This window comes from Erwinia sp. 198 (assembly GCF_003937915.1).
GTDB lineage: Bacteria > Pseudomonadota > Gammaproteobacteria > Enterobacterales > Enterobacteriaceae > Erwinia > Erwinia aeris.
Genome location: NZ_RHUM01000001.1, coordinates 308,695 through 334,542, shown reverse-complemented (window position 1 = coordinate 334,542; position 25,848 = coordinate 308,695). Strand labels below are relative to the sequence as shown.

Sequence of the window (25,848 nt, the reverse complement as noted above, 5' to 3'; positions counted from 1 at the left end):
TGCACCATGAAATCCCCTCGACTTCCAATAGCCCTACAACAGGCCGTAATGCGTTCGCTGCGCGACAAGCTGCAGCAGGCTAATCAGCGTCTTGAACGCCACTATCCTGAACCAAAGCTGGTTTATCAGCAGCGCGGTACGGCTGCGGGCACTGCCTGGCTGGAAACCTGGGAGATCCGCCTGAATCCGGTGCTGCTGCTGGAAAATCAGGAAGCTTTTATCAATGAAGTGGTGCCGCACGAGCTGGCGCATCTGCTGGTATGGAAACAGTTTGGCCGCGTGGCGCCGCACGGCAAAGAGTGGAAGTGGATGATGGAGAGCGTACTGGGCGTGCCTGCACGACGCACGCACCAGTTTGCTATCGAATCGGTGCGCAGCCGCGCTTTCCCCTACCGATGCCGCTGTCAGCAGCATCAGCTGACCGTGCGCCGTCATAACCGGGTTACGCGCGGTGAGAGCGAATACCGCTGCGTTCACTGCGGCGAAAAACTACAGCCCGGCACGTTTACGCCTGCATAAAAATCGGCCTGGCGTCAAAAAAAGCGCTGATAAAGCACACGACGATTTCCTGTTATCCGGTGCTTCTGCTACTCTCGCCGCTTTATTGACTGACAGAAAACCGAACTATGTTACGCAAAATTATTGGCTGCTTTTCGATGCTGACCGCGTTCTTTGCCCACGGGTTAAGCCCCAACAACTACCATCAGAATAATTTCAGCCAGGCGAAAGCCTATGCCGCGCAGATCAATGCCGATGCGCCCGGCTCTTTTTACTGCGGCTGTAAAATTAACTGGCAGGGGAAAAAAGGCGTGCCGGATCTCGCCTCCTGCGGCTATCAGGTGCGCAAAAACGCCAACCGCGCTAACCGCATTGAGTGGGAACACGTGGTGCCCGCCTGGACTTTCGGCCACCAGCGCCAGTGCTGGCAGGACGGCGGCAGAAAACAGTGCGCCAAAGACGCAGGCTATCGCCGTATAGAGTCCGATCTGCATAACCTGCAGCCCGCCATCGGCGAGGTTAACGGCGATCGCGGCAACTTTATGTACAGCCAGTGGAACGGCAGCGAGCATCAGTACGGCCAGTGCGAAATGAAGATCGACTTTAAGAATAAGCAGGCTGAACCGCCAGCGCGCGCGCGTGGTGCCATCGCCCGCACGTGGTTCTATATGCGCGACCAGTACCAGATTGCGATGTCGAAACAGCAAACTCAGCTGATGACGGTCTGGGACAAGCAGTATCCGGTTACCGCCTGGGAATGCGAGCGCGATAACCGCATCGCAAAAGTCCAGGGCAACCATAACCCCTATGTACAGCGTGCTTGCCAGCGGTAAAATCTGTGGCCTAAACTGGACAGCATGTCTTGGCCGCGCCCGCCGCGGCCAGTTACTTTTATCAGGATCCCCATGCGCATACCCCGCATTTATCATGCCGAGCCGCTGGTCGTCGGCAGCGAAGTTCTCCTCAACGAAGAAGCGGCAAATCACGTAGGACGCGTACTGCGGATGAACGCAGGTCAGCGCCTGGAATTGTTCGATGGTACTAATCTGACATTTAGCGCCGAAATTATGCAGGCGGATAAGAAAAATGTGCGCGTCGCCGTGCAGGAAAGTCACGAAGAGTGCCGTGAATCCCCGCTTCACCTCCATTTAGGCCAGGTGATGTCGCGCGGCGAGAAGATGGAGTTCACCATTCAAAAAGCGGTGGAACTGGGCGTAAACAGCATCACCCCCTTGTTTTCTGAGCGCTGTGGCGTAAAGCTTGATGCCCAAAGGCTGGCGAAAAAAATCCAGCAGTGGCAAAAAATTGTGATTGCCGCCTGCGAGCAGTGCGGCAGAAATCGCGTGCCGGAAGTACGTGAAGCAATGACGCTGGAGGCCTGGAGCGCCGAAGAGGACAGCAGCCTGAAGCTCAATCTGCACCCGAGAGCGAGCCAAAGCATCAATACCCTGCCGCAGCCCGTGGAACGCGTCCGTTTGCTGATTGGCCCGGAAGGCGGCCTGACGGCGGATGAGATCGCGATGACGGCGCGCTACGGCTTTACCGATATCCTTTTAGGGCCTCGCGTGCTGCGCACGGAGACCACCGCGCTAACCGCCATTACCGCCCTTCAGGTACGGTTTGGCGATTTAGGCTGATAACAGGCACTGACGAGAAAAACGGCAGGCAAGAAAGCTCAACTGGAGAGACTAATGATTAAGCTTGGCATTGTGATGGACCCGATTAGCGCCATCAATATTAAAAAAGACAGCAGCTTCGCGATGCTGCTGGAAGCACAGCGCCGCGGTTATGAAATTCACTATATGGAGATGAAAGATCTCTATCTGCGCGGCGGCGAAGCGCGCGCGGCCACTCGTCTGTTGAGCGTTGAGCAAAACTATGACAAGTGGTACGAGTTCGGCAGCGAGCAGGATATTGCGCTGGCCGATCTGAACGTAGTGCTGATGCGTAAAGATCCGCCTTTCGACACCGAATTTATCTACGCGACCTACATCCTTGAGCGCGCGGAAGAAAAAGGCACGCTGATTGTCAATAAGCCGCAGAGCCTGCGCGACTGCAACGAGAAGCTCTACACCGCCTGGTTTGCTGAGCTGACGCCGGACACGCTGGTGACCCGCAGCGCGCAGCAGATCCGCGATTTCTGGCAGGAACACGGCGACATTATCCTGAAACCGCTGGACGGCATGGGCGGCGCCTCTATTTTCCGCGTGAAGCAGGAAGATCCAAACCTGTCGGTGATTATTGAAACGCTGACCGAGCATGGCAGCTTCTACTGCATGGCGCAGAACTATCTGCCAGCGATTAAAGAAGGCGACAAACGCGTGCTGGTCGTGGATGGTGAACCCGTGCCTTACTGCCTGGCTCGCATTCCCAAATCGGGCGAAACGCGTGGCAACCTGGCGGCCGGCGGCCGTGGCGAAGCGCGTCCGCTGTCCGAAAGCGACTGGGAAATTGCCCGCCGCGTCGGCCCGATGCTGAAGCAAAAGGGCCTGATTTTTGTCGGCCTGGATATCATCGGCGACAAGCTGACGGAAATTAACGTGACCAGCCCGACCTGCATACGTGAGATCGAGGCCGCATTCCCGATTTCAATTACTGGTATGCTTATGGATGCGATTGAAAAACGACTGGCCTGATAAAAAAAGGATTGACGGGCCTTCGTGCTAACCCTGTTGTTCGCCTGCGGCCTTTACCGCAGGTGGGCAACCCGACTACAGAATCCTGATATGAATTTACAGCATCATTTTTTGATTGCCATGCCCACGCTGCTGGATCCTTTGTTTAAACGTTCGGTTGTTTATATCTGCGAACACAATGACGAAGGCGCCATGGGTATTATCGTTAATAAACCGATGGAAAATCTAACCGTCGACGGCATTCTTAAGAAGTTAAAAATTATGCCAACCCCGCGCGAACCCGAAGTCAAGCTCGACAAGCCGGTTTTTGCCGGCGGCCCGCTGGCAGAAGATCGCGGTTTTATTTTGCACTCTGCTCAGCATACCTACGCGTCCAGCATTCGCGTTTCCGATAATACGGTGATCACTACCTCCCGCGACGTGCTGGAAACGCTGGGCACGCCGGAGCAACCGGAAAGCGTGCTGGTCGCGCTAGGCTACTGCGCCTGGGAGAAAGACCAGTTGGAAAACGAGCTGCTGGAAAATGCCTGGCTGACCATTCCGGCCAACAGCAACATTCTGTTTAAAACGCCCGTTGCCGAACGCTGGCGCGAAGCGGCGAAAAGCATCGGCGTGGATATTCACAATATCACCAGCGATGTTGGACACGCCTGATGAGCCACCTTACCCTGCTGGCCTTCGATTTTGGCACCAAAAGCATCGGCGTGGCGATTGGCCAACAGCTTACCGGCACCGCCCGCCCGCTTCCTGCCCTGAAGGCACAGGACGGCACGCCCGACTGGAGCAAAATCGAGGCGTTGCTGAAAGAGTGGCAGCCGGATCATGTTGTGGTCGGTCTGCCGTTAAATATGGACGGCACCGAACAGCCGCTAACCGCCAGAGCGCGCAAATTTGCCAACCGGCTGCACGGGCGCTTTGGCGTCAAGGTAGAGCTGCACGATGAGCGGCTCAGCACCGTGGAAGCCAGGGCCGACCTCTTTTCACGTGGCGGCTTCCGTGCGTTAAATAAGGGCAGCGTCGATTCCCTTTCAGCCGTGATCATTCTCGAAAGCTGGTTTGAAAACGCGTGGAGCTAGTCGGCTCGCTTATCGCTTCACTTTTTACCGCCGGGCCGCGTAACGCCGCCCGGCTCGTGCACCAGCCGTTACGCTATCGGTTCTGTCTGCCGTTACGCCCCGGGCACGTTTTCCCCCCGCCGCCGGTCACCTGCCGCTAGTCCTGCCTGCCGTTACGCCATCAGCCTGACCTGACGCATCAGCCTGACCTGTCATTACGCTATCGCCTGCGCTTACCCTTATACCACCTGCTCCGCTTATCGTTACGCCACCTGCCCGGCCTGCCGCCGCGCCTGCAGGCTCTGCTCAAACGTCTGCATACCCAGCTGCGCGCCGGTTTGCAGCACGCCCGGCAGCTGATGCGTTTTGCCTTCGCGAATCAGACTGCTCGTGGCTGGGGTATTGATCAGCACCTCAAACAGCGCCACCCGGCCTTTGGTCACGCCCGGCACCAGCTTTTGCGCAATCACCGCTTTCAGGCTGCCGGCCAGCTGACTGCGGATCAGGTTTTTCTCCGCGCCGGGAAAAACGTCCACCAGCCGGTCCACCGCCTGCGCTGCGCCGCGCGTGTGCAGCGTCGCCAGCACCAGATGCCCGGTTTCTGCCGCCGTCAAAGCCAGCTGAATGGTGTCGCTATCGCGCAGCTCGCCCAGCAGAATGACGTCCGGATCCTGACGCAGCGCCGCCCGCAGCCCGGTGCTGAAAGAGAGGCAGTGCTGGCCTATCTCCCGCTGCTGGATCAGCGATCGCTCGCTGCGGTGAATAAACTCCACCGGATCTTCCAGCGTCAGGATATGGCGGTGCTGCTGCTGGTTAATCGCGCCGATAAGCGCAGCCAGCGTTGTTGATTTGCCGCTGCCGGTCGCGCCCGTCACCAATACCAGCCCGTCCTGCAGCCGGAGCAGCCCCGTCACTACCGGTGGCAGCTCCAGCTCCGCCAGCTCGGGACAGCGGCTGGCGATAAAGCGCAGCGCCAGCGAAACGCCCCGCTGCTGCCGGAACAGATTCGCCCGCAGCCGCGTGCCGTCGGCCAGCGTCAGTGCGAAATCCAGCTGGCCCGCGCGGCCAAACTCGCGCTGTTGATCGGCATCCAGCCACGCCTGGCTAATTTTTAGCAGCAGCTCGTCGCTGGCAGGAAGACCACCCGGTATCGCCTCCAGCCTGCCCGCCAGCCGCCAGAACGGAGAATGACCACTACAGAGGTGCAGATCCCCGGCGTTATGCTTTACACTAAGCGCCACTAATTCCTCAATATCCATATTAACTCCCTGACTATGACCCCGATTCAGCACAACTTACAGCAGATACGCGAGCGGATCTCAGCGGCAGCCGCACGATGCGGCCGCGATCCGGCAGAAATTACGCTGCTTGCAGTGAGCAAAACAAAACCTGCGAGCGCGGTCGAAGAAGCGGCGGCGGCGGGCCAGCTTGCTTTTGGCGAAAACTACGTGCAGGAAGGCGTCGATAAAATTCAGGCGCTGAACAATTCCGCGCTGGCATGGCACTTTATCGGGCCGCTGCAATCCAACAAAAGTCGGCTGGTAGCGGAAAACTTTGCCTGGTGCCATACGGTGGATCGGCTGAAGATCGCCGCCAGGCTGAACGAACAGCGTCCGGCCGATTTACCGCCGTTGAATGTGCTGATCCAGATAAATATCAGCGACGAGCAGAGTAAATCTGGCATCATGCTGTCTGCGCTGCCGGATCTGGCTCGGGAGATTGCTCAGCTGCCGCGTTTAACGCTGCGCGGCCTGATGGCGATCCCCGCGCCGGAGGCGGATTATCAGCGCCAGCTGGCCGTTTGTCGTCGGATGACGGCAGCCTTTAGTGAACTGAAAAAGAATTACGCCTCCGTCGATACGCTCTCCCTGGGGATGAGCGACGATATGGATGCGGCTATTGAGGCAGGTACGACCATGGTGCGCATTGGCACCGCCATATTTGGCGCGCGCGATTACGGCGCCACTAACTAACTTTTGAGGGACTCCATGCTGACGTTGACTTTTCTGGTCTCAACGATAATTAATCTTTACGTGAAAGTGCTGCTGCTGCGTATCTGGATGCAGTGGGCAAGATGCGATTTTTATAATCCGTTCTCGCAGTTTATCGTTAAGATCACCCAGCCGGTGATCCGCCCGATGCGCCGGGTCATTCCCTCTATCGGGCCGCTGGATACCGCGTCTTTACTGCTGGCGTATGTGCTGAGCGTGCTGCTGTTTACCGTGATGTTTACGCTACAGAGCAGCGTATTTATTTTCGATCCGGTCTTCCTCTATTTCGGCCTGGTGTCGCTGGTGAAAGCCGCCGGCGTGCTGGTATTCTGGGTGATTATCATTCGCTCGCTGATGAGCTGGATAAGCCAGGGCCGCAACCCGGTGGATTACGTGCTAATCCAGCTGACTGAGCCGCTGATGGCGCCCGTGCGTCGCCTTATTCCGGCGATGGGCGGCATCGACTTCTCGGCGATGGCGGTGATCCTGATCCTCTATATGCTGAACTATCTGGGAATGGACTTTATTCCCGGCTGGGCGCAGCTTTAATTTGTACGGTAGTTAACTTCTGGACCTGATATGCAAAAAGTAGTGCTCGCCACCGGCAATGCCGGAAAAGTTCGTGAACTGGCCGATAAGCTGGCCGCCTTTGGCCTGGATATCGTGGCGCAGACCGAATGTGGCGTGGAGTCGGCCGAAGAGACCGGCCTGACCTTTATCGAGAATGCCCTGCTGAAAGCGCGTCACGCTGCGGCTATCACCGGCCTGCCGGCTATCGCCGACGACTCCGGGCTGGCGGTGGACGCGCTGGGCGGCGCGCCCGGCATCTATTCGGCGCGCTACGCCGGCGCGGAGGCCAGCGATCGGCAGAATATTGACAAGCTGCTGGAGGCGATGGAAAACGTGGCGGACGGCCAGCGCCAGGCGCAGTTCCACTGCGTACTGGTTTATCTGCGCCATGCTGAAGACCCCACGCCGCTGGTGTTTCACGGCTGCTGGCAGGGAGAAATCGCCCGTACCGTCAGCGGCGAAGGCGGCTTCGGCTACGATCCCGTGTTCTTCGTGCCGACGCTGGGCAAAACCGCCGCAGAGCTGAGCAAAGAAGAGAAGCGCGCGGTTTCCCATCGCGGTAAAGCGCTGGCTCTGCTGCTGGAAGCGATGCGCAATGCATAAGCTACCGCCGCTCAGCCTCTATATTCATATTCCGTGGTGCGTACAGAAATGTCCCTACTGCGATTTCAACTCGCACGCGCTGAAGGGCGAGGTGCCGCACGAGGAATATGTACGGCATTTACTGGCCGATCTGGATGCCGATCTTCCGCTGGCGGCTGGCCGCGAGGTTGGCACAATCTTTATTGGCGGCGGCACGCCAAGCCTGCTGAGCAGCGAGGCGATGCAGATGCTGATGGACGGCGTACGGGCAAGGCTGCCGCTCTCGCCAACGGCGGAAATCACCATGGAGGCGAACCCGGGTACCGTCGAGGCCGATCGCTTCAGCGGCTATCAGCGCGCCGGTGTCAACCGTATCTCGATTGGCGTACAAAGCTTCAGCCAGCAGAAGCTGACGCGTCTTGGCCGCATTCACGGCCCGGAAGAAGCGAAGCGTGCGGCGAAGCTGGCTCAGGGGCTGGGCCTGCGCAGCTTTAATCTGGATTTGATGCATGGCCTGCCCGATCAGTCGCTGGCGGAGGCGCTGGACGACCTGCGCCAGGCTATCGAGCTGGATCCGCCGCATCTTTCCTGGTATCAGCTGACCATCGAACCCAACACGCTGTTTGCCTCCAGGCCACCCGTGCTGCCGGACGATGACGCATTATGGGATATCTTCGAGCAGGGCCACCAGCTGCTAACGGCAGCGGGTTACGAGCAGTACGAGACTTCCGCCTATGCCAAACCGGGCTACCGCTGCGAGCATAACCTCAACTACTGGCGCTTCGGTGACTATCTGGGGATCGGCTGCGGCGCGCACGGCAAGCTAACGCAGGCAGACGGGCGAATTATCCGCACCGCCAAAACCCGCCATCCACGCGGCTTTATGAACGGCAATTACCTGGACCGTCAGCATGAGGTCGCGGAAACAGAAAAGCCGTTTGAGTTCTTCATGAACCGCTTCCGGCTGCTTGAAGCGGCACCGCGTGAAGAGTTTGCGCGCTTTACCGGCCTTAGTGAGGAAGCTATCCGTCCTCAGCTTGATGAGGCGCTGGCAAAAGGTTACCTGACGGAAACGGCGCAAAGCTGGCAGGTGACGGAGAAAGGCAAGCTGTTCCTGAACTCGCTGCTGGAGCTGTTCCTGGCTGAATAGCCGCCCCGCTTTACCCACTCCCCGCCGGAAAAAGCGGGGAGCCTCTTTAACTGCCTGTACCCTCTATCCGCGCGGCGCGTGAAACACCGGCCTAATCGCGAGCCGTTAACACCGTCTGCCGTTATGGCAACTCTGCCAGCTATAAAGCCGATGGATGTCTTTAGACAAAGAGAAAGGCAACGGCGTTCAGCCAGTCTTTGCAGCCTGCAGATAGCCCGTACAGACGCCAGAAGAGCAGCCAGCCGGATTATTTCAACCCGCCGATCAGCGCCTTACGCTGCGCTTCCAGCGCAGTGACGCGGTTGCAGACTTCGTGTCCAAAATTCTGGAAATCCGCCTCCTGATTGCTCCACTCCGCCTGCACGGCCTGCTGCAATCCGCCCAGGTTACCCATTACTGCCTGAAGCGGGTTATCGCCGTTTACCTTGCTGCCCATTTCGTTAAGGCTGTCCTGGATCACGCCGCCCATCGCGCTCTGCACCAGCTTTTCGCCATCCTGCCGCACCTGCCCGATAGCCTGATGATGGAACGTCAGCCCGTCGCTGCGATGCTCAATAATGCGGTTCATCTGCTGCTTCAGCTGCTCGTCCAGCTTTATCAGGCGGCTACGGACTCTGCTGTCCGTGCCCAGTTTGTTGACGATCACGTTATCCAGCGCCACGCGGCTTTTTTCCAGACGTTGACGCGCTCCCTGATCGATCCAGGGCAAATCACGACGCAGCGCCGCCTGATAGTCGATAGCGGTCTGACGCGTGGCGTTATCGACCGAAGCGGACTGCCCGTTGCGCTGTACCTCGCCGGTCGGCGTGATGATCAGATTGCCGCTGGCGCCCACTACCTTGACGTTCTGCGGAGAAATAACGATATCGTCCTGAGGATTGACGCTACATTGATAGTCGGCCTGTGCCTGGCCTGCCGCCAGCAACAGCGCGGCCGCTACGATCGCTTTACGCATTTATTCTTCTCCTGAGAAACAAAAGGCCACGCATGCGTGGCCTCAACGGACGGTTTGCCTGCTTATGCTACGGCAGGCAGATAATTAGTCCCACCAGACGTCGAAAAGTTCGGTTACCTGGATATTATTCAGCTGGCGATCTTCCAGCCATTTACGCACCAGCTCGCGATGCTCGTCGGTGCACTTGCCGGTTTGCTGCAGGCAGACCAGTCCTTCCCACTGCAGGAAGCCGCTGCCGTCAAACGCCAGGCCATTGGGATCGATAACTTCATTAATGAAGGCGTCCAGGGTAGTGTCGATGGTGTCGCCGCTGGTATCTTCCGGGAAGGTGAAAGCGACAGAAAAGCCTAATTCCTGAAACTCATCGATATGCATTTTTTTACGCAAGCGACGACTGCGTTGAGCTGCCATTATTTAATCCTCTCAAACATCAAATCCCATACACCGTGGCCAAGACGCTGGCCGCGCTGTTCGAATTTCGTTAACGGCCGCGAATCGGGACGCGGCACATAATCGTTGGTTGCCGACTGGTTTTTGTAGCCTGCGATGCTGCTCATGACTTCCAGCATATGTTCCGCATAGGCTTCCCAGTCGGTCGCCATATGAAACACGCCGCCCAGCTTCAGCTTGCGCATAACCAGCTCGGCAAAAGGCACCTGAACGATGCGGCGCTTGTTATGGCGCGCTTTATGCCAGGGATCCGGGAAAAAGAGCTGCACCATGCGCAGCGAATTATCCGGGATCATTTTCTCCAGCACGTCGACTGCATCGTGACACATCACGCGCAGATTCTCCACGCCCGCCTCGTCGGCCGCGCTCAGGCAGGCGCCGACGCCAGGCGAATGGACTTCAATACCCAGAAAGTTTTGCTGCGGGTTCGCGGCGGCCATGGCCACCAGCGATGCGCCCATGCCAAAGCCAATCTCCAGCACTACCGGTGCCTCGCGGCCAAAAAGGGCGGCCAGGTCAACGGGTTCCGGCTGATACTCCACACCTTTAACAGGCCAGAAATGGTCCAGCGCGTGCTGCTGGCCTTTGGTCAGGCGGCCCTGACGGCGAACGAAGCTGCGAATACGGCGCATCGGGCGGCCGTTTTCGTCAAACTCCGGTGTAATCACATCATTCTTCATGTTTCTGCCTGCTGGTCTGCAATATCTGAAAAACGGGCATTATGCAAAGTTACAGCGGTTAAGCAAGCCCTGGAAACTTCCGGTTTACAGCATAACGGGTCTGTGCTGGAATCCCAGCCTGATTTTTAATTTACCGGGGAAACCTCGCAAAGATGATGCAAGCGCCGCAGTTCTCACAGCAGGTACTGGACTGGTATCAACGCTTTGGCCGCAAAACCCTGCCCTGGCAACTGGCAAAAACCCCCTATAAAGTTTGGCTCTCCGAAGTGATGCTGCAACAGACGCAGGTCGCGACCGTTATCCCTTACTTTGAGCGCTTTATGGCGCGCTTTCCCACCGTAACCGATCTGGCTGCCGCAAAGCTGGATGAGGTGCTGCATTTATGGACCGGGCTTGGCTACTATGCCCGCGCGCGCAATCTGCATAAGGCGGCGGTACAGGTAGTGGAAAAACACGGCGGGAGATTCCCGGAGACCTTTGCAGAGGTTGCCGATCTGCCCGGCGTCGGCCGCTCGACGGCGGGCGCGATCCTTTCTTTATCGCTGGGTCAGCATTTCCCAATTCTGGACGGCAACGTCAAGCGAGTGTTGGCCCGCTGCTATGCCGTTCAGGGCTGGCCGGGCAGGAAAGAGGTGGAAAAGCGCCTTTGGCAGATTAGTGAAGAGGTCACACCTGCCGAAGGCGTCAGCCAGTTTAACCAGGCGATGATGGATTTGGGCGCGATGGTCTGTACCCGCTCAAAACCCAAATGTGAAATTTGCCCGCTGAAGCTGGGCTGTATCGCCTGTGCACAGGGCGACCAGACCGCTTATCCCGGCAAAAAGCCAAAGCAGGTTTTGCCGGAGCGCACCGGCTATCTGCTGATGATGCAGCGGGACGACAAAGTGTGGCTGGAGCAGCGACCGCCGGTCGGTCTGTGGGGCGGGCTGTTCTGCTTTCCGCAGTTCGCCAGCGAAGACGAGCTGCGGCAGTGGCTGCACAGCCGCCGTATCGATCATACCGCGCTGATCCAGACTATCGCTTTTCGCCACACATTCAGCCATTTCCACCTGGATATTGTGCCAATGTGGCTGAAAATGTCTGCCGCAGGCGCGGTCATGGATGAAGCCGCGGGTCTCTGGTATAACTTAGCGCAGCCGCCGTCCGTGGGACTGGCTGCCCCGGTGGAACGCTTGCTGGCACAGCTGCGTCAGCCGCAACCGATGGGCATTCCAACAGAAGAGGAAGAGTGATGAGCAGAACCATTTTTTGTACGTTCCTGCAGCGTGACGCTGAAGGACAGGATTTTCAGCTCTATCCGGGTGAACTGGGCAAGCGTATCTATAACGAAATTTCCAAAGAAGCCTGGTCGCAATGGATGAGCAAGCAAACCATGCTGATCAATGAGAAAAAGCTGAGCATGATGAATCCGGAAGATCGCAAACAGCTTGAGCAGGAGATGGTGAAATTTCTGTTCGAAGGACACGATGTCCATATCGAAGGTTATACCCCGCCAGCAGAATAAACGTTGGGCCTCGCCATAGAGGCCCCCTCAATTTGGGCGTAGCACGACATAATGAAGAAACTGATAGGCTTGCTGGTTATCGCGCCGCTGCTGATTTCCTGCTCCAGCAATAAAAAGCCGGTTTTCCACGAAGAGTGGGTCAAGGACACCAACGGATTCGACATTCTGATGGGGCAGTTTGCCCATAACATCGAAAATATTTGGGGTATTAATGAAGTTCTGATCGCCGGTCCAAAAGACTACGTTAAATATAGCGATCAGTATTATACGCGCAGCCATATTAACTTTGACGCCGGTAAGATCACTATTGAAACCATCGCCGGTACGGATCCGATGGCAAGCCTGCGCCAGGCGATCATTACCACGCTGTTGATCGGTGAAGATCCGGGCAATGTCGATCTCTACTCCGACGCCAACGATATTCAGCTGGGTCAGGAGCCGCTGCTCTATGGTCAGGTACTGGATAATACCGGCCAGGCGATCCGCTGGCAGGGCCGCGCGGCCAGCTTCGCCGACTACCTGATCCAGAATAAATTGCAGCGCCGCAACGCCGGTCTGCATATCATCTGGTCGGTTACTATCCCAATGGTGCCCAACCATCTGGACAAGCGTGCGCATAAATACCTGCCGATGGTGCGCAAGGCGGCGGAGAAATACGGCGTGGATCAGGCGCTGATCCTGGCGATCATGCAGATTGAATCGAGCTTCAACCCCTACGCGGTCAGCCATTCCGACGCGCTGGGCCTGATGCAGGTGGTGCAGCATACCGCCGGCGCGGACGTGTTCCGCATGAAAGGAAAATGGGGCAAGCCGAGCCGCAGCTACCTGCTCGATCCGGAAAACAATATCGATGCGGGCACCGCCTATCTTTCGCTGCTGCAGGACAGCTACCTTTCCGGCATCGCGAATCCGCTGTCACGACGCTATGCGGTGATCACAGCCTATAACGGCGGCGCGGGCAGCGTGCTGAGAGTCTTTTCAAGCGATAAGAATCGAGCCTTCAGCGCGATTAACGATCTGTCGCCTGCGGAGGTGTATCAAACGCTGACCACCAACCACCCTTCTGCCGAGTCGCGTCGCTATCTTTATAAAGTGAACAACGCGCAGAAGAGCTACCACCGCTATTAATACAGCTGCGGGTAGCGCGGGCGGGGTAAAGCGGTTAGCGCTGCGGCTAGCAGCGCACGGGCTTGCGTTCCGCAAGAGAGCAAAGCGGGCGGATCCTCGGAGCCGTCCGCTTTCTGGCTTAGCGGCTGATGTTTTTAAACCGCTTTGTGGTTTCCGTCAGCGCAACTTCGGTCGGCAACCGCTCCATGGAGCTGGCGCCGTAAAAACCGTCGCACTGTGGACACTGGCTGAGGATATACTCTGCGTCTTCCGGCGTGGAAATCGGCCCACCGTGGCAAAGTACAATGACCTCTTTACGCACTTTCTTCGCGGCTGCCGCCCATTCGTTGATTAACGGCACGCAGTCGGCCAGCTTCAGCGCGGTTTCCGCGCCGATGTTGCCGCCGGTGGTCAGCCCCATATGCGCCACGATGATATCCGCGCCCGCTTCCGTCATCGCTACAGCATTTTCCGTGCTGAAAACGTAAGGCGTGGTCAGCATCTCTTTTTGCGCCGCCAGCCGGATCATATCGACTTCCAGCCCGTAGCCCATGCCCGTTTCTTCCAGGTTGGCGCGGAAGTTGCCATCAATCAGCCCTACCGTGGGGAAATTTTGCACGCCGGAGAATCCTGTCGCCTTGAGATCGTCCAGAAACTTATCAAAATGGCAGAAGGGATCGGTGCCGTTGACGCCCGCCAGCACCGGCGTGTTCTTCACCACGGGCAGCACTTCTTTTGCCATATCCACCACAATCTCGTTGGCGTTGCCGTAGGCCAACAGGCCGGCCAGCGAGCCACGCCCGGCCATACGATAGCGCCCAGAATTGTAAATAACGATCAGGTCAATGCCGCCCGCCTCTTCGCATTTCGCGGAAAGCCCTGTACCGGCTCCGCCGCCGATAATCGGTTCGCCGCGAGCAATCATTGCGTTAAATTTTGTCAGTATTTCCTGACGGGTAAAAGCCATGTTCAGCTCTCCTTTTCGATCAGCTGGCGAAACTCTCTGACCGCCGCCAGCGCAAATTGCGGATCGTTGATATTAAACGGCAGGCGACGAATAACGCGGCGGCTGGTCTGTTTGACGTTCGCCTCCAGCGTGCTGATAAAAGCGGCGCGCGCTTCCGGCGACCAGAAAGCCTGGCCCGGCGCATCCAGTGCGGAGAACCCGCCTTCCGGGATTAAAAACACGATGTCGCCTTCGCAACGATTAAGCTTATCCGCTATCCATCTCGCCATCGTCGCGTTCTCCTCCGGCGTGGTGCGCATCAGCGTAACCTGCGCGTTATGGTGATAGAAAAGCCGCCCGGCATATTTCTCCGGCACGCCGGAAGGATGGCCAAAGTTGACCATATCCAGCGCGCCGCAGGAAATTACGCAGGGAACGCGGCTGTTGGCTACGGCGTCAAAGCGCGTTTCATCGCAGGCCAGCACGCCGCCAAACAGGTGATCGCAGACTTCGGTGGTGGTTAAATCCAGCAGCCCGCTCAGCATCCCGCTGTCGGTCAGCTTTTCCATCGCCTTGCCGCCGCTGCCGGTGGCATGAAACACCAGGCAGTCGTAATGCTCTTCCAGCATGGCGCTGACCGTCTGAATACAGGGCGTGGTGACGCCGAACATGGTCAGGCCCAGCGCGGGCTTGTCGTTACTGTCTTTCTCTACAGGAAAAAGCACCGCACCGGCGATTTGATGGGCCGCATTGCCCAGCACGCGGCGCGAGATACGGTTCAGGCCGGAGACATCGGTGACCGAATAGACCATGCTGATATCGCTGGCACCCACGTAGCCGGAAACGTCGCCGGAAGCCATCGTCGAGACCATCACCTTCGGCACGCCGATCGGTAAGGCCTGCATCGCTGGCGTAACCAATGCCGTTCCGCCGGAGCCGCCGAGGCCAATAACCCCAAGCAGATCCTGACGCTGGCTAAGGAAAATTTTAAACGCCTGCGCCATCGCGTTAATGGCCCTGCCGCGGTCGCCGCAGAACACGGCTTCACGCCCGTCCGGATGAAAGTCGGCGACCAGCTGCGGCGGAAAATCAGCGGTGGAAGGCGTACTAACTGATTGAGTTGACAGGTCAACTGTGACGACGTCAACGCCGGCCTTACGCAGGCAGTCGCTGACATAAAACAGTTCCCTTCCTTTAGTATCTGCCGTTGCGACGGCGTAAACAAAACCACGATTAATAGTCATAGTCGTAACAACACCCTGTTATCAGACAGAATAAAGACTTGATAAAGAAGCAATAAAACAGTAAATAGAGATTGAGAGTTTTTTACTTTCAATTTGATGAGATAACAGTATCACTATCATCAATGATAAATCAATTGAATGGAATAAGTGTCTCACAAGGATGTTGGCTATGCTTAATAACAAAACCTGTCCTGCAGACGCTGGCGAACGGGAATGCCCTTGACGCGCTGCCGTCTTCAATCGCTTGAATATCAGGCAGATTTAACAAAATGAGGTTAATGTGGAGCAAAGGGATTCCGCTGGGGTTGTAAAGCTGACCGCCACACGCGCAAGAACACGTCGTTTACTGATCGAAACCGCTATGCGGCTTTTTGACAGCGGCGCGTTCCCATCCATTACCGAAGTCGCTCAGGAAGCTCAGCTTTCTCGCGCAACGGCCTATCGCTACTTTCCAACGCAGAGCGCGCTGGTTTCCGCCATCGTCACAGAGACGCTCAGCCCGATTAAAAGCTGGCGCCCGACTCGTGAAGAAGCCAGCGACCGTATTGACGAGCTGCTGACGTTCGCTTTTCCGCGTATGTTGGAGCATGAAGGCACGCTGCGCGCCGCGCTGCACCTTTCTCTGACCCAGTGGGCACAGTCGCAATCCAGCAACAAGCCGGACAGAGAAAAACTGGTAAGGGGAAACCGCAAGGCGCTGTTACAGCATGTTCTGGAACCGCTGAACGACGAGCTGCCGCCGGAGATTGTCGAGCGGGTAATTAAATCCCTGTCGCTGGTCTACGGCTCGGAGATTTTTCTGGTGATGAAGGATATCTGGGGCTGCGATAACGACCAGCTTCAGGATATTGGCAAATGGATCGCCAAAGCTATTATGCGTCAGGCGCGGGAAGACGCCGCGCTACAGGCTAACTGAACGGCGCTACCGTCCGATAAAAGGGGCTTATCCCGCGACCTTAACGGCGCGGGATCGCTGGCTTAGCGATTAAGCATATAGCCCATCAGGCGCCTGACGCCGTTTTCATCCGTTTCCACATAAACCCCCTGCAGCTCCGGTGAAAAGCCCGGCAAGCCGTTTAGCCCTTTCTCCAGCGCAAGGAAGTAACGCTGCGCCGCGCCGCCCCAGACCTCGCCCGGCACTACGCAGAGCACGCCCGGCGGATAAGGCAGCGCGCCTTCCGCAGCGATACGCCCTTCCGCCTCCGCGATGGGCACCAGCTCGACGTTGCCGCGTATAAATTCAATGTTAGCGTCCTGAGGGTTCATCGCCACCTTCGGCAGGCTCTGCTGGCGGAACATCGCCTTCTGCAGATCTTTTACCTCGTTACGGGCATAGAGCTGGTGCATCTCCAGACAGAGGCGGCGCAGCGTGTAGCCTTCGTAGCGCGCGGCGTTTTTGCGGTAAATAGTCGGCAGCACGTCGCGCAGCAGCGCGTCTTCGCGAATATGCTGCTCAAACTGCGCCAGCTTTGCCACCAGATGCGCCATTTTCTCCATGCTTTCGGCGGGCGTCAGCAGGAAAAGAATGGAGTTCAGATCGCATTTTTCCGGCACCACGCCGTTTTCGCGCAGGTAGTTGGCCAGGATCGTCGCCGGAATGCCGAAATCGGCATACTGACCGCTGGCGGCATCAATGCCCGGCGTGGTCAGCAGCAGCTTGCAGGGATCGATCAGATACTGATCTTTTTCGTAGCCGGCAAAGCCATGCCAGGCGGCGCCCGGCACAAAGCTGAAGTAGCGGCTGTCGGCGGCAATAGCGGCCGTCGGCACATCCTGCCAGCGCTCGCCGTCCACCTCGTCAGGGATAAAAGGCCGGATCATCTCGCACCTGGCGAGGATAGCCTTGCGCGCTTCAATCCCCAGCATCACGCACTCATGCCACAAACGTCTTCCGGCTTCGCCCTGATGCATTTTGGCATTAACGTCGAGCGCGGCGAACAACGGATAAAACGGACTGGTCGAGGCATGTAGCATAAAGGCGTTGTTAAGGCGCTTATGGCTGCAAAAACGCCGCTGGCCGCGAAGGTGGTTATCCTTTTTATGGATCTGGGAGGTTTGCGAAAAGCCAGCCTGCTGTTTGTGTACCGACTGGGTGACAAAGATGCCCGGATCGTGCTCATTAAGTTCCAGCAGCAGCGGCGAGCAGGCTTCCATCACCGGAATAAACTGCTCGTAGCCTACCCAGGCGGAATCAAACAGGATGTAGTCGCAAAGGTGGCCGATACTGTCGATAACCCTGCGCGCGTTATAAACCGTGCCGTCATAGGTGCCAAGCTGGATAATCGCCAGCCGGAAAGGACGCGGCTGGTTGGCGCGCTCTGGCGCGACGGCGGCAATGTGCTCCCGCAGCCACGTCTCTTCAAAGCAGTGCGCATCGATACCGCCGATAAAGCCAAACGGGTTACGCGCCGTTTCCAGATAAACCGGCGTCGCGCCCGCCTGGATCAGCGCGCCATGATGGTTGGATTTGTGGTTATTACGATCGAACAGCACCAGATCGCCCCGCGTCAGCAACGCGTTAGTCACGACTTTATTAGCGCTGGAAGTGCCGTTCAGCACAAAATAGGTTTTGTCCGCGTTAAAAACCCTGGCCGCAAATTTTTGCGCGTGCTTGGCCGACCCTTCGTGAATAAGCAGATCGCCCAGCTTGACGTCGGCATTGCACATATCGGCGCGAAAAATGTTCTCGCCGAAGAAATCATAAAACTGACGTCCGGCCGGATGCTTTTTAAAAAACGCGCCGCCCTGGTGACCCGGACAGGCAAAGGTGCTGTTATCCATTGCCACGTATTTGGTCAGCGTATTGAAAAACGGCGGCAGCAATTTTGCCTGATAGTCGGCAGCGGCGGCCTCCAGCCTGGCGGCATCGTCCTCTTCGCCCGTCAGCACGCCCGTTACTTCGGGCAGATCCTCCGCCTGGGCCGGATCGTCAAGCGAGATAAATACGGGCAGGTTAAACCCGGTATGGCGCAGCAGCGCCAGCACCCCGCTACGCGAGTCGGCCACGGAGAGCACGATTGCCGCCACATCGGTGAAGTCGGTTTTTTCCAGCGTCACGACTTCGCGACCGGTCTGAAGGTGGATCGCTACGGTGGTGCTGGCTGCAATTTTAAGTGGTGTCATTACGCAAATCCCAGGGCAAGGATAAGGGTGCCGGAGGCACAGCAACGGGGAAAGGCGCGGCCTTTGCCCCACGAAAGCGTCAGTAGGGCCAGCTTCGACCGACAGACATCAGTAAACTCCGCGCGTGGCGGGTTTTACTCATGGCTAACCGTGAAGCAGGCAGAACCTCACCGCATGGTGAGCGACGTGGATAAAAGCAGAAAAGAGGATCGAAGGCGCGGCATTGGATGATAGCGACAGTGCAGCAGAGCTTGCATGATGACGGCCTCGCAGGATGAAAAACGGGGCAATAATCGCATCTTTTATTTTGATGTTCAAGACGAAAAAAGCACTACCCAAACATCGCCATATTGATATAAACACATATTTTTCATGTATTTATATTTTATCACATCTCTTCCATGCTGATTTTTTTGGTGGTTATGCACTGAAAATGCAAACATATTCAGCAGTTTTCCGTGATTTTGCCTTTAAGAACTGACGGCATTTGCGCGACATGCGCTTTCGCTGCCCTGCCCCGTTTATTAGCCATCTTCTTTTCCCTTAGTAGCGACAAGGCCTCAACAGGATGCGTGGTCTGCAAAGCGGAACAAAACGGCGGGAAAACCAGCTTTTAGTATGATGTAACTAACCAGCAAAGGCAGCCCGTGAGCGCGATAGTTTGCAGCAGACGAATGTAGGCAATGGCGACAAAGCGGCGTAAATACAGCCGGATTGATGGAAAAGAGTGCAAACAGTTCGCTTTTGTGCATAAAGCCGTTGACGGTTTTCCGCGACTCCTGTTTAATGCGCCTCGTTGCCCGGATAGCTCAGTCGGTAGAGCAGGGGATTGAAAATCCCCGTGTCCTTGGTTCGATTCCGAGTCCGGGCACCACTTATTTGCATCAAAGTACGCTGGTTAAGAGATGAGAATCTTAACGGGCGGAAAATATAGGGACCGTTTATACAGAATATCCTCGGGCGCTACAGAGCGCTTGCACTGGTTGATATTCAGAATATGTCCCTCAGGAAGGGAACCTGTTCACACAGGTTCCCTTTTCTCGCTCGCCGTTCATAACTTCAGTCAATTACATCTGTAGGTTTCTTTCTGCTGTTACATCTGTATGAAGAGACATTTCAGCCTCCAGCGTTTTCCTGACCATATCCATCTGTAGTCCCACGTATTCCATTGTTGGACTAACGCTGCAATAACCCAGCAAATCTTTAACCAGCTGAAGATGTCTTTCGGATGACGTCATCAGTTCGGTCGCCAGAGTATAGCGAAAGCGATACGGCGAGACAGCAAAACCACATTCTCTGGAAAGGCGTCTGAAGAAGGAACGGATATTCTGGTGCGTTACCGTCACATCATTTCTGTCAAATTTTGCCTTTCTGCCGCTAATACAGAAATTTACATCAAAGAGATTATCTTTCCGCCCCGCTCCGGCCTCTGTTGACCACGACAGATGATGAGATTGGTAGTATGAAGCATGGGAGTTATCTCGTGTTTTGTATAAGGATCCGACACCTGTATCAAAACCGGTAACTTTCAACCTTTCAATGGTCAGTGTCAGAGCAAGTCGCGACTAATACAGCTGAGCAGGCCACGCGCTCAGGCATCAAAATCGAAGTAGCTATGCAGCAGCCCCGCCAGACGCCTCATAGCTGAAAATTCCAGACGTATCGATCTGATTTTCCAACGGTCAGAGGTCGTAAGCAGCCTGACTGCACCATTCTTCCACAGGCAAGCCCGGCGTTCTGCCGCTAAAATATTACGTTTCGGCGTGGTTCATTTGCTATCGCCCTAACTTTGCAACATCTGTTAAGAAAGGGACTTTATCTTCATGCGCAGGCTTACGAACTTCTTTCAGCCTGTAAACCTTTGTACCGATGTGCATGGCATACTCAAAATAACTGCCAGCTGTCACCTGAAAATAGCTTTCTGGAGGATATAATACTTCACCTTCATCCAGCCAGGCTGAAATTTCAGCGCCCGATATACCTTCCACAATAAAAATCACTCTCTGATCTTTCTCCATAGGTATTTTTGAATCATATTTTCCTTTAGAGAAGTCGTGAGCAACAGACCACATTGTAGTGGTGGACATGAATTGATCGGTCTTAACTATAGTATTGTTTTTACTGAAAAAATCAAGTAAAGCAATAAACTGTTGTGAGGCAAGTATCCCCCTATAACTCTTATGTGGCTTCCTTTTCTCCAGAAGCAGATTTTTCAGTAATGATGAGGAAAATGCATTTGACAGTTTTCCCTGAACAGCCATGCTGCTGCATGTAGCATCAAGAGTGATCCCCCACGAGTAGGCGGCTTCTTCACTTTGTTTTCTAAATTTTTCAACTATCTGCTCCATTTTCATGGTCAGCGGCTCATCGACCATTCGCTGAACAGGGTTCAAACGCCTTCTGAGGGGGGTGTTATAATAGTTACTTGATGTCACATAGGTGGCTACCAGCGCCTTGTGCAGATGTTTTATCGGGCTGATTGCGCTGTTTCTGGCAGCGACAATTTCATTACGTGCGATGAAATCCTCTTCCTTGAATTTTTTTGCTTTAGCATTGTCATAAACAATATGGATGGAGTTGTCTCATTAGTTCTGAGATGAATAATTATACCCACAATCCTTCGATCGGCAACATCAATAAATTAGCACGGCAATACCGTTAACAACTATCAAAAAGGGGGGTATTTTAGGGGAAAGGCGGAGGGGTTATTAACATTAAGAAAAATTTAAACCATAAAAATCAGAAGGTTGAAAAAATAAATATAATCAGGTCAGCAAACAAAAAAACATAACTCACGCAAAAAATAAAACAGGCGATAACAAAATAATAAGCCATTTATTGATGGTTTGTTTTATTTCAGGCCGAGCAGCTAAACATCAATGAAACGAAAACCAGACCAGACATATAATTTTAACAACATTTTCGTTCCCACTGTCATGGTTGGGAGCCTGTGCCCCTGTTCTCGAAAAGTGCTATGTGACGTATAAAAAACAAAATTATCATATTCTTAATCTATTAAAACCGGATTTATTACAATGTCTTTTCGTCTTTAAGATTTTTATAAACCCTGAGACAGGCAATACTAAGCCGGCGCGCAATTTCCGTTGCGCCTGTACCTTTCTGATAAAGCGCCGGCACAGTGCTTCTTTTCACTGAGCGTTTGCGGCCAATCTTGAACTTTACAGCCTGGCTCCTTGTCGGCCTTCGTTTGTACGCTCCGGGATCCTCCCGTGTTCAGGCTGGGCCGCCACACTTTTATTCAATGGCCGGTAGCCCGAAAAATGGCAGAGGTAATATTACCCTGTAGCTGCATCTACGCCTTTAAGTGTAACAGCCCTGGCGAACCTGATGGGTGAGCATCAGGTTCGCCAGCGTAATGGGTTCCCTGACGTTGGCAAGAATACTGGAGATATTTTTATTATGTGCTGCTTTGTACAGATAACTTAATCTTACACCCTTAATAAAGTCAACAAAAAAAGAGACAAAACCAACGCTAAAATGAATACCCACCCGTCCATTACACTATAAGTTATTGATTTTATTTTAATTATAAATTTATACAGCAGCAAAAAAGCAGACAAAACCAGGTCTGACCTGTCTACCCCCTGCTTCACATTTATTGAATAACATTAAATTTACTTATAAAATGCGGCTTATGACAGCAACCGGACGCTTATCATGAAAACATCGGCATTGCAGAGAAAAAATAATATAATCAATAACATAGATTATATTATTAAAAGCCGGGGCGAGACAAAAGTCTCCTTCGCCAACCGTACCGGCGTCACCCGCGCGACGCTGTATAAAATCCTGGATGGCAAAGTCAATAACGTACAGCGCTCGACTATTACGCGAATCGCGGATTTCTTTGGCGTATCGTGCGAGATTATTGAAAATCACGATCTGCAGTCTATCGAACTGATCGAAAACACCCTGTCGCCCGACGGCGATAAAAACCCGGCTGCCGTGCCCGTTATTCCTCAATCGGCATTTTTACGCTGCGCGGACAAAAGAGTAGGCCAGCTGGTGGCGCACTATCCCGTTACCTGGTTTTTTGGTGAGGCCGCTAACACAGTCGCGCTACAGGTTGAAAGGAATCTGGGTAACCTGTTTTTTCCTGGCGATGTGCTTATTATCAAACGCCATACGCCGCCACAGGAAAAACAGCTGGCGCTGTTTTCTTCCCCGACTCAGGCGCTATTTGTCAGTGATATCTACTCCGGCGCTGAGGAAGCCTCCCTGCTGGGCGCCATTATCGAAGAAAGAATCCAATAACCCTAAGGACTGTTCTGCATGGAACAAAACAAGAAGTATAAGCTGTTGGGCTTTACACGCTCGGATGTGATTACGGCCAACGTCATGGTGCTGGCGACCGGCAAGCATATCAGCATCGGCCTGCCCGAGCTGGAAAGCAGCGAAATCACGGATGATTTTAACCGGCATGAACTGAAATCCCTTTACCGTCGCCTTTATGGCGATAACAGCACCGTGACTTCTTATGATATTGGCGACAGGCATGAACGCTCCTGGTACGCCTATCTGATTATCAGCATTGCACTGACGGTTATTTATACGCTCAGCACCGTGAGCGGCGTAAAACCCGTTCAGATCCCCGTGGTGAATTTCGTGGTACCGCCCGCCATTTTTTTCTATCCGCTCTCGTTTATCCTGGTGGATATTATCAATGAGTTTTACGGCCTGAGAATGGCGAGAAGAACGATATTTATTTCATTTATTTCTAATACGCTGTTTGTGGCGGGCCTGTGGCTGACCAGTCTTTTACCCGGCCTGAAAGAGTGGGAGCTGAATATCTCCTACGCCACCTTTGTCAACAGCATTGTCTCCGTGCTGTTCGCCTCTTCGGCCGCGTATCTGGTGTCGGAAAATATTAACTCACTGATCCTGTGCAAAATAAAAGAGCTGACCAACTCGCGCTTTCTTTTTGTTCGCGTGCTGACCAGTAACGTCATCGCTTCGGCTCTTGATAGCGTGATTTTCTGTACGCTGGCCTTTCACAACGTGCTCAGCATGGAGACGATTAAAACCATGATTATTTCGCAGTTCATTATCAAGCTGGGCTATGCGCTGCTGGGCGTTGGCCCTATTTACGCTACCCGTGAATTGTTCAGACGCTATATCAATAAAGAAAGACAGGTCAATCGCGCAGAGGAAGTAGTATGAAAACAGAGGAAATTACGCTGCTGGGCAAAAGCACCGGCTATGTTCAGCATTATGCGCCCGAGCTGCTGGAGGCGCTGCCGCGGTCGCGCGGTCGCCAGGAAATCGGCCTGACGTCGGCGGAGCTGCCCTTTTCCGGCTTCGACCTGTGGACCGGCTTCGAGCTTTCCTGGCTTAACGCTAAGGGCAAGCCGGTGGTGGCTATCGCCGAATTCTGGATCCCGGCCACCAGCCAGCATCTGATCGAATCAAAATCTTTTAAGCTTTACCTGAACAGCTTTAATCAGACGCGCTTCGCCGCGCCGGAGGAGGTCGCCGCCACGCTGGAAAGCGATCTGTCGCAGGCGGCCGACGGCAGCGTGAAGGTGAAGCTCTATCCTGATTTAAACGGCTATGCCGCTTTTACCGCCGCGCTGCCCGGCGAATGCATTGACCATCTTGATATCGCCGTGGAGGATTACGATTTTTCTCCGCAGCATCTGCAGGATGCCGCCTCCGGCGATTTTGTGGCTGAAACGCTCTCCTCAAACCTGCTTAAGTCTAACTGTCTGGTGACCAATCAGCCCGACTGGGGCAGCGTAATCATCCACTATGAAGGCAAGCGGATCGATCGGGAAAAACTGCTGCGCTATCTGATTTCGTTCAGGATGCACAACGAATTCCACGAGCAGTGCATTGAGCGCATCTTTAACGATATCAGGCACTATTGCCGCCCGGAAAAGCTAAGCGTGTTCGGCCGATATACCCGCCGGGGCGGGCTGGATATCAATCCGTTCAGAAGCGATTTTGAAGCGCATCCAAACACGGGGCGCCTTGTCCGTCAGTAATGCCCGCCAGGAACAGGCGTACGCCTGTTCCTGTTTATTACGCTCGAAAATGGCTATCTCTCTACACGCCCAGCCTGTCGCGGATGCTGTACCAGGCCGCGCCCATTGCCGTAAGCGGAATACGCATATTGCGGCCGCCGGGAAACGGATAGTGCGGCAATCGGGCAAAGGCGTCGAAACGTTCGGCGTCGCCGCGCAGCACTTCCGAAATCAGCCGACCGGCCAGATGGGTACAGGTAACGCCGTGCCCGCTATCACCCTGCATATAGTAGATATTGTTTTCCAGACGGCCGAACTGCGGCATCCTTGAGAGCGTAAGCAGGAAGTTGCCTGTCCAGCGGTAGTCGATTTTTACCCCTTTCAGCTGCGGGAAGGTTTTCAGCAGTTTCGGCACGATCAGCCGATCGATATCCTCAGGATCCCGCGCGCCATAGACCACGCCACCGCCGTACAGCAGGCGATGGTCGGCCGTCAGCCGGAAATAGTCCAGCAGATAGTTGCAGTCCTCCACGCAGTAGTTGGAGGCGAGCAGCGACGCGGCCAGCTCTGCGCCAAGCGGCTCCGTGGTCAGCACCTGCGTGCCGCACGGCATACTGCGCTTCGACAACGATGGCTCCAGTTTGCTGCCAAGGTAGGCGTTGCCCGCGACGATAACATAGCGCGCCTTAACCTGGCCCTGCGCCGTTTTTACCACGGCCGGGTTACCATGCTGGATCTCCACCACCGGCGACTGCTCGAAAATCCGGCCGCCGTTCAGGACTATCGCCTGCGCTTCGCCAATCGCCAGATTTAACGGGTGCAGATGGCCGCCGCGTTTGTCCAGCAGCGCGCCAACGTAGCGATCGCTGTCGATCTCCCGGCGGATCTGAGCGGCGTCCAGCAGCTCCAGCTGGTCATTGCCGTAGCGCGCCCAGTTCTGCTTTTGCTCCTCCAGCGTGGTGAACTGACGGGCGTTCAGCGCCACGAAAAGGCCGCCCTGGCGATAGTCGCAGGCGATACCGTAGCGTTTAATGCGCTCGCGAATAATATCGCCGCCTTCAAACATCATGCTGCCCAGCATTTTGGCGGCGTCTTTGCCGTAGCTTTTTTCAATCACGTCCACGTCACGGCTGTAAGAGTTGACCACCTGACCGCCGTTGCGCCCGCTGGCGCCGAAGCCGACCTTCGCCGCCTCCAGCACCACGACCTGATAGCCATTTTCCGCCAGATGCAGCGCTGAAGACAGCCCTGTGTAGCCTGCACCAATGATGCAAACGTCGCAGGCGATCGGCTCTTCCAGCGGCGGAAACGGCGTGTAGGCGTTGGCGCTGGCGGCATAGTAGCTTTGCGTATGTTCAGTCATGCTTACGGCT

The 25,848-nt window shown here is 55.2% G+C and carries 27 protein-coding genes, 1 tRNA gene and 1 pseudogene; 18 read left to right on the top strand and 11 right to left on the bottom strand.

Features of this window, described 5'->3' with window-relative positions; genetic code table 11:
• Positions 1 to 6 precede the first annotated feature (6 nt).
• The 6 genes from EGK14_RS01595 (at position 7) to ruvX (ending at position 4,210) form a co-directional block, all read left to right on the top strand.
• On the top strand, positions 7 to 519 hold the full coding sequence (locus tag EGK14_RS01595; RefSeq protein ID WP_125287494.1) for a SprT family zinc-dependent metalloprotease: 513 nt from the start codon (positions 7 to 9) through the stop codon (positions 517 to 519).
• Positions 520 to 626: 107 nt separating this feature from the next.
• Positions 627 to 1,331, top strand: a complete 705-nt coding sequence (gene endA, locus EGK14_RS01590; RefSeq protein WP_125287321.1) for a deoxyribonuclease I — start codon at positions 627 to 629, stop codon at positions 1,329 to 1,331.
• 72 nt (positions 1,332 to 1,403) lie between these two features.
• Positions 1,404 to 2,135 (top strand): 16S rRNA (uracil(1498)-N(3))-methyltransferase, encoded by a 732-nt coding sequence (gene rsmE / locus EGK14_RS01585; protein WP_125287320.1) that lies wholly within the window; start codon positions 1,404 to 1,406, stop codon positions 2,133 to 2,135.
• Positions 2,136 to 2,189: 54 nt separating this feature from the next.
• Complete coding sequence (gshB, locus tag EGK14_RS01580) at positions 2,190 to 3,134, top strand: glutathione synthase (protein WP_125287319.1); 945 nt, start codon at positions 2,190 to 2,192, stop codon at positions 3,132 to 3,134.
• 90 nt (positions 3,135 to 3,224) lie between these two features.
• Positions 3,225 to 3,788: a YqgE/AlgH family protein gene (locus tag EGK14_RS01575; RefSeq protein ID WP_125287318.1), complete on the top strand. Its 564-nt coding sequence runs from the start codon at positions 3,225 to 3,227 to the stop codon at positions 3,786 to 3,788.
• Entirely contained in the window at positions 3,788 to 4,210 is a 423-nt protein-coding gene (ruvX, locus tag EGK14_RS01570; protein ID WP_125287317.1) for a Holliday junction resolvase RuvX, read from the top strand. The genes EGK14_RS01575 and ruvX overlap by 1 nt, the downstream gene beginning before the upstream one ends.
• Before the next feature lie 242 nt (positions 4,211 to 4,452).
• Here ruvX and EGK14_RS01565 read toward each other — a convergent pair whose 3' ends face one another.
• Positions 4,453 to 5,448 carry a type IV pilus twitching motility protein PilT gene (locus EGK14_RS01565; protein ID WP_125287316.1) on the bottom strand — a complete coding sequence of 332 codons (996 nt, stop codon included), beginning with the start codon at positions 5,446 to 5,448 and terminating at the stop codon, positions 4,453 to 4,455.
• Between the two features lie 15 nt (positions 5,449 to 5,463).
• Here EGK14_RS01565 and EGK14_RS01560 point away from each other — a divergent pair, with 15 nt between their 5' ends.
• Genes EGK14_RS01560 through hemW form a run of 4 tightly spaced genes read left to right on the top strand, consistent with a single transcriptional unit; the run spans position 5,464 to position 8,482 of the window.
• Positions 5,464 to 6,162, top strand: coding sequence for a YggS family pyridoxal phosphate-dependent enzyme (locus tag EGK14_RS01560; protein ID WP_125287315.1), 699 nt, complete (start codon positions 5,464 to 5,466; stop codon positions 6,160 to 6,162).
• Positions 6,163 to 6,177: 15 nt separating this feature from the next.
• Complete coding sequence (locus EGK14_RS01555; RefSeq protein WP_125287314.1) at positions 6,178 to 6,729, top strand: YggT family protein; 552 nt, start codon at positions 6,178 to 6,180, stop codon at positions 6,727 to 6,729.
• Between the two features lie 30 nt (positions 6,730 to 6,759).
• Positions 6,760 to 7,353: an RdgB/HAM1 family non-canonical purine NTP pyrophosphatase gene (rdgB, locus tag EGK14_RS01550; RefSeq protein ID WP_125287313.1), complete on the top strand. Its 594-nt coding sequence runs from the start codon at positions 6,760 to 6,762 to the stop codon at positions 7,351 to 7,353.
• Positions 7,346 to 8,482 (top strand): radical SAM family heme chaperone HemW, encoded by a 1,137-nt coding sequence (gene hemW / locus EGK14_RS01545; protein ID WP_125287312.1) that lies wholly within the window; start codon positions 7,346 to 7,348, stop codon positions 8,480 to 8,482. Before rdgB ends, hemW begins: the two co-directional genes overlap by 8 nt.
• Before the next feature lie 247 nt (positions 8,483 to 8,729).
• Here the strand turns inward: hemW and EGK14_RS01540 are convergent, their stop codons facing one another.
• The 3 genes from EGK14_RS01540 to trmB all read right to left on the bottom strand — a co-directional run bounded on the left by EGK14_RS01540 (position 8,730) and on the right by trmB (position 10,567).
• On the bottom strand, positions 8,730 to 9,437 hold the full coding sequence (locus EGK14_RS01540; protein WP_125287311.1) for a DUF2884 domain-containing protein: 708 nt from the start codon (positions 9,435 to 9,437) through the stop codon (positions 8,730 to 8,732).
• Between the two features lie 84 nt (positions 9,438 to 9,521).
• Complete coding sequence (locus EGK14_RS01535; RefSeq protein ID WP_125287310.1) at positions 9,522 to 9,848, bottom strand: YggL family protein; 327 nt, start codon at positions 9,846 to 9,848, stop codon at positions 9,522 to 9,524.
• A complete protein-coding gene (gene trmB, locus EGK14_RS01530; protein WP_125287309.1) occupies positions 9,848 to 10,567 on the bottom strand; it encodes a tRNA (guanosine(46)-N7)-methyltransferase TrmB in 720 nt (239 codons plus the stop codon). The genes EGK14_RS01535 and trmB overlap by 1 nt, the downstream gene beginning before the upstream one ends.
• 152 nt (positions 10,568 to 10,719) lie before the next feature.
• Between trmB and mutY the strand changes: the two genes are divergently transcribed.
• Genes mutY through mltC form a run of 3 tightly spaced genes read left to right on the top strand, consistent with a single transcriptional unit; the run spans position 10,720 to position 13,199 of the window.
• Positions 10,720 to 11,799, top strand: coding sequence for an A/G-specific adenine glycosylase (mutY, locus tag EGK14_RS01525; protein WP_125287308.1), 1,080 nt, complete (start codon positions 10,720 to 10,722; stop codon positions 11,797 to 11,799).
• Positions 11,799 to 12,071: an oxidative damage protection protein gene (locus EGK14_RS01520; RefSeq protein WP_125287307.1), complete on the top strand. Its 273-nt coding sequence runs from the start codon at positions 11,799 to 11,801 to the stop codon at positions 12,069 to 12,071. Before mutY ends, EGK14_RS01520 begins: the two co-directional genes overlap by 1 nt.
• A 51-nt stretch (positions 12,072 to 12,122) precedes the next feature.
• Positions 12,123 to 13,199: a membrane-bound lytic murein transglycosylase MltC gene (gene mltC / locus EGK14_RS01515; RefSeq protein WP_199746323.1), complete on the top strand. Its 1,077-nt coding sequence runs from the start codon at positions 12,123 to 12,125 to the stop codon at positions 13,197 to 13,199.
• A 118-nt stretch (positions 13,200 to 13,317) separates the two neighbouring features.
• Here mltC and EGK14_RS01510 read toward each other — a convergent pair whose 3' ends face one another.
• The gene (locus EGK14_RS01510; RefSeq protein ID WP_125287305.1) at positions 13,318 to 14,145 is read right to left on the bottom strand and encodes a phosphoenolpyruvate hydrolase family protein; all 828 of its coding nucleotides are present in this window, start codon (positions 14,143 to 14,145) and stop codon (positions 13,318 to 13,320) included.
• A 2-nt stretch (positions 14,146 to 14,147) separates the two neighbouring features.
• A complete protein-coding gene (locus EGK14_RS01505; protein ID WP_125287304.1) occupies positions 14,148 to 15,368 on the bottom strand; it encodes a Tm-1-like ATP-binding domain-containing protein in 1,221 nt (406 codons plus the stop codon).
• A gap of 280 nt (positions 15,369 to 15,648) precedes the next feature.
• Between EGK14_RS01505 and EGK14_RS01500 the strand changes: the two genes are divergently transcribed.
• Complete coding sequence (locus EGK14_RS01500) at positions 15,649 to 16,284, top strand: TetR/AcrR family transcriptional regulator (RefSeq protein ID WP_125287303.1); 636 nt, start codon at positions 15,649 to 15,651, stop codon at positions 16,282 to 16,284.
• Between the two features lie 62 nt (positions 16,285 to 16,346).
• On the opposite strand, the gene EGK14_RS01495 is transcribed toward EGK14_RS01500, so the two are convergent.
• On the bottom strand, positions 16,347 to 18,491 hold the full coding sequence (locus EGK14_RS01495; RefSeq protein WP_125287302.1) for an ornithine decarboxylase: 2,145 nt from the start codon (positions 18,489 to 18,491) through the stop codon (positions 16,347 to 16,349).
• Positions 18,492 to 19,289: 798 nt separating this feature from the next.
• Between EGK14_RS01495 and EGK14_RS01490 the strand changes: the two genes are divergently transcribed.
• Positions 19,290 to 19,365: transfer RNA gene (locus EGK14_RS01490), tRNA-Phe, on the top strand.
• A gap of 193 nt (positions 19,366 to 19,558) precedes the next feature.
• On the opposite strand, the gene EGK14_RS01485 is transcribed toward EGK14_RS01490, so the two are convergent.
• From EGK14_RS01485 to EGK14_RS21475, 3 genes and pseudogenes are all read right to left on the bottom strand, one after another.
• Positions 19,559 to 20,023 carry a hypothetical protein gene (locus tag EGK14_RS01485; protein ID WP_233598419.1) on the bottom strand — a complete coding sequence of 155 codons (465 nt, stop codon included), beginning with the start codon at positions 20,021 to 20,023 and terminating at the stop codon, positions 19,559 to 19,561.
• A gap of 243 nt (positions 20,024 to 20,266) precedes the next feature.
• Complete coding sequence (locus EGK14_RS01480; RefSeq protein ID WP_233598418.1) at positions 20,267 to 20,884, bottom strand: ADP-ribosyltransferase domain-containing protein; 618 nt, start codon at positions 20,882 to 20,884, stop codon at positions 20,267 to 20,269.
• A gap of 637 nt (positions 20,885 to 21,521) precedes the next feature.
• Positions 21,522 to 21,745, bottom strand: a pseudogene (locus tag EGK14_RS21475) (helix-turn-helix domain-containing protein); the annotation flags it as partial.
• Positions 21,746 to 22,169: 424 nt separating this feature from the next.
• Here EGK14_RS21475 and EGK14_RS01470 point away from each other — a divergent pair.
• Genes EGK14_RS01470 through queF form a run of 3 tightly spaced genes read left to right on the top strand, consistent with a single transcriptional unit; the run spans position 22,170 to position 24,496 of the window.
• Positions 22,170 to 22,766 carry a helix-turn-helix transcriptional regulator gene (locus EGK14_RS01470; protein ID WP_125287299.1) on the top strand — a complete coding sequence of 199 codons (597 nt, stop codon included), beginning with the start codon at positions 22,170 to 22,172 and terminating at the stop codon, positions 22,764 to 22,766.
• 18 nt (positions 22,767 to 22,784) lie between these two features.
• Positions 22,785 to 23,672: a queuosine precursor transporter gene (locus EGK14_RS01465; protein ID WP_125287298.1), complete on the top strand. Its 888-nt coding sequence runs from the start codon at positions 22,785 to 22,787 to the stop codon at positions 23,670 to 23,672.
• Positions 23,669 to 24,496: an NADPH-dependent 7-cyano-7-deazaguanine reductase QueF gene (queF, locus tag EGK14_RS01460; protein WP_125287297.1), complete on the top strand. Its 828-nt coding sequence runs from the start codon at positions 23,669 to 23,671 to the stop codon at positions 24,494 to 24,496. The genes EGK14_RS01465 and queF overlap by 4 nt, the downstream gene beginning before the upstream one ends.
• A 61-nt stretch (positions 24,497 to 24,557) precedes the next feature.
• On the opposite strand, the gene EGK14_RS01455 is transcribed toward queF, so the two are convergent.
• The gene (locus EGK14_RS01455) at positions 24,558 to 25,838 is read right to left on the bottom strand and encodes an FAD-binding oxidoreductase (protein ID WP_125287296.1); all 1,281 of its coding nucleotides are present in this window, start codon (positions 25,836 to 25,838) and stop codon (positions 24,558 to 24,560) included.
• Positions 25,839 to 25,848: the final 10 nt, after the last annotated feature.

Coding starts and splice junctions, on each gene's coding strand:
- EGK14_RS01455 (WP_125287296.1), bottom strand. CDS start 25,838: ATGACTGAACATACGCAAAGCTACTATGCCGCCAGCGCCAACGCCTAC.
- EGK14_RS01595 (WP_125287494.1), top strand. CDS start 7: ATGAAATCCCCTCGACTTCCAATAGCCCTACAACAGGCCGTAATGCGT.
- EGK14_RS01535 (WP_125287310.1), bottom strand. CDS start 9,848: ATGGCAGCTCAACGCAGTCGTCGCTTGCGTAAAAAAATGCATATCGAT.
- EGK14_RS01510 (WP_125287305.1), bottom strand. CDS start 14,145: ATGGCTTTTACCCGTCAGGAAATACTGACAAAATTTAACGCAATGATT.
- queF (WP_125287297.1), top strand. CDS start 23,669: ATGAAAACAGAGGAAATTACGCTGCTGGGCAAAAGCACCGGCTATGTT.
- EGK14_RS01520 (WP_125287307.1), top strand. CDS start 11,799: ATGAGCAGAACCATTTTTTGTACGTTCCTGCAGCGTGACGCTGAAGGA.
- EGK14_RS01505 (WP_125287304.1), bottom strand. CDS start 15,368: ATGACTATTAATCGTGGTTTTGTTTACGCCGTCGCAACGGCAGATACT.
- EGK14_RS01465 (WP_125287298.1), top strand. CDS start 22,785: ATGGAACAAAACAAGAAGTATAAGCTGTTGGGCTTTACACGCTCGGAT.
- mutY (WP_125287308.1), top strand. CDS start 10,720: ATGATGCAAGCGCCGCAGTTCTCACAGCAGGTACTGGACTGGTATCAA.
- EGK14_RS01540 (WP_125287311.1), bottom strand. CDS start 9,437: ATGCGTAAAGCGATCGTAGCGGCCGCGCTGTTGCTGGCGGCAGGCCAG.
- EGK14_RS01555 (WP_125287314.1), top strand. CDS start 6,178: ATGCTGACGTTGACTTTTCTGGTCTCAACGATAATTAATCTTTACGTG.
- endA (WP_125287321.1), top strand. CDS start 627: ATGTTACGCAAAATTATTGGCTGCTTTTCGATGCTGACCGCGTTCTTT.
- EGK14_RS01560 (WP_125287315.1), top strand. CDS start 5,464: ATGACCCCGATTCAGCACAACTTACAGCAGATACGCGAGCGGATCTCA.
- hemW (WP_125287312.1), top strand. CDS start 7,346: ATGCATAAGCTACCGCCGCTCAGCCTCTATATTCATATTCCGTGGTGC.
- mltC (WP_199746323.1), top strand. CDS start 12,123: ATGAAGAAACTGATAGGCTTGCTGGTTATCGCGCCGCTGCTGATTTCC.
- rsmE (WP_125287320.1), top strand. CDS start 1,404: ATGCGCATACCCCGCATTTATCATGCCGAGCCGCTGGTCGTCGGCAGC.
- trmB (WP_125287309.1), bottom strand. CDS start 10,567: ATGAAGAATGATGTGATTACACCGGAGTTTGACGAAAACGGCCGCCCG.
- ruvX (WP_125287317.1), top strand. CDS start 3,788: ATGAGCCACCTTACCCTGCTGGCCTTCGATTTTGGCACCAAAAGCATC.
- EGK14_RS01470 (WP_125287299.1), top strand. CDS start 22,170: ATGAAAACATCGGCATTGCAGAGAAAAAATAATATAATCAATAACATA.
- rdgB (WP_125287313.1), top strand. CDS start 6,760: ATGCAAAAAGTAGTGCTCGCCACCGGCAATGCCGGAAAAGTTCGTGAA.
- EGK14_RS01575 (WP_125287318.1), top strand. CDS start 3,225: ATGAATTTACAGCATCATTTTTTGATTGCCATGCCCACGCTGCTGGAT.
- gshB (WP_125287319.1), top strand. CDS start 2,190: ATGATTAAGCTTGGCATTGTGATGGACCCGATTAGCGCCATCAATATT.
- EGK14_RS01565 (WP_125287316.1), bottom strand. CDS start 5,448: ATGGATATTGAGGAATTAGTGGCGCTTAGTGTAAAGCATAACGCCGGG.
- EGK14_RS01495 (WP_125287302.1), bottom strand. CDS start 18,491: ATGACACCACTTAAAATTGCAGCCAGCACCACCGTAGCGATCCACCTT.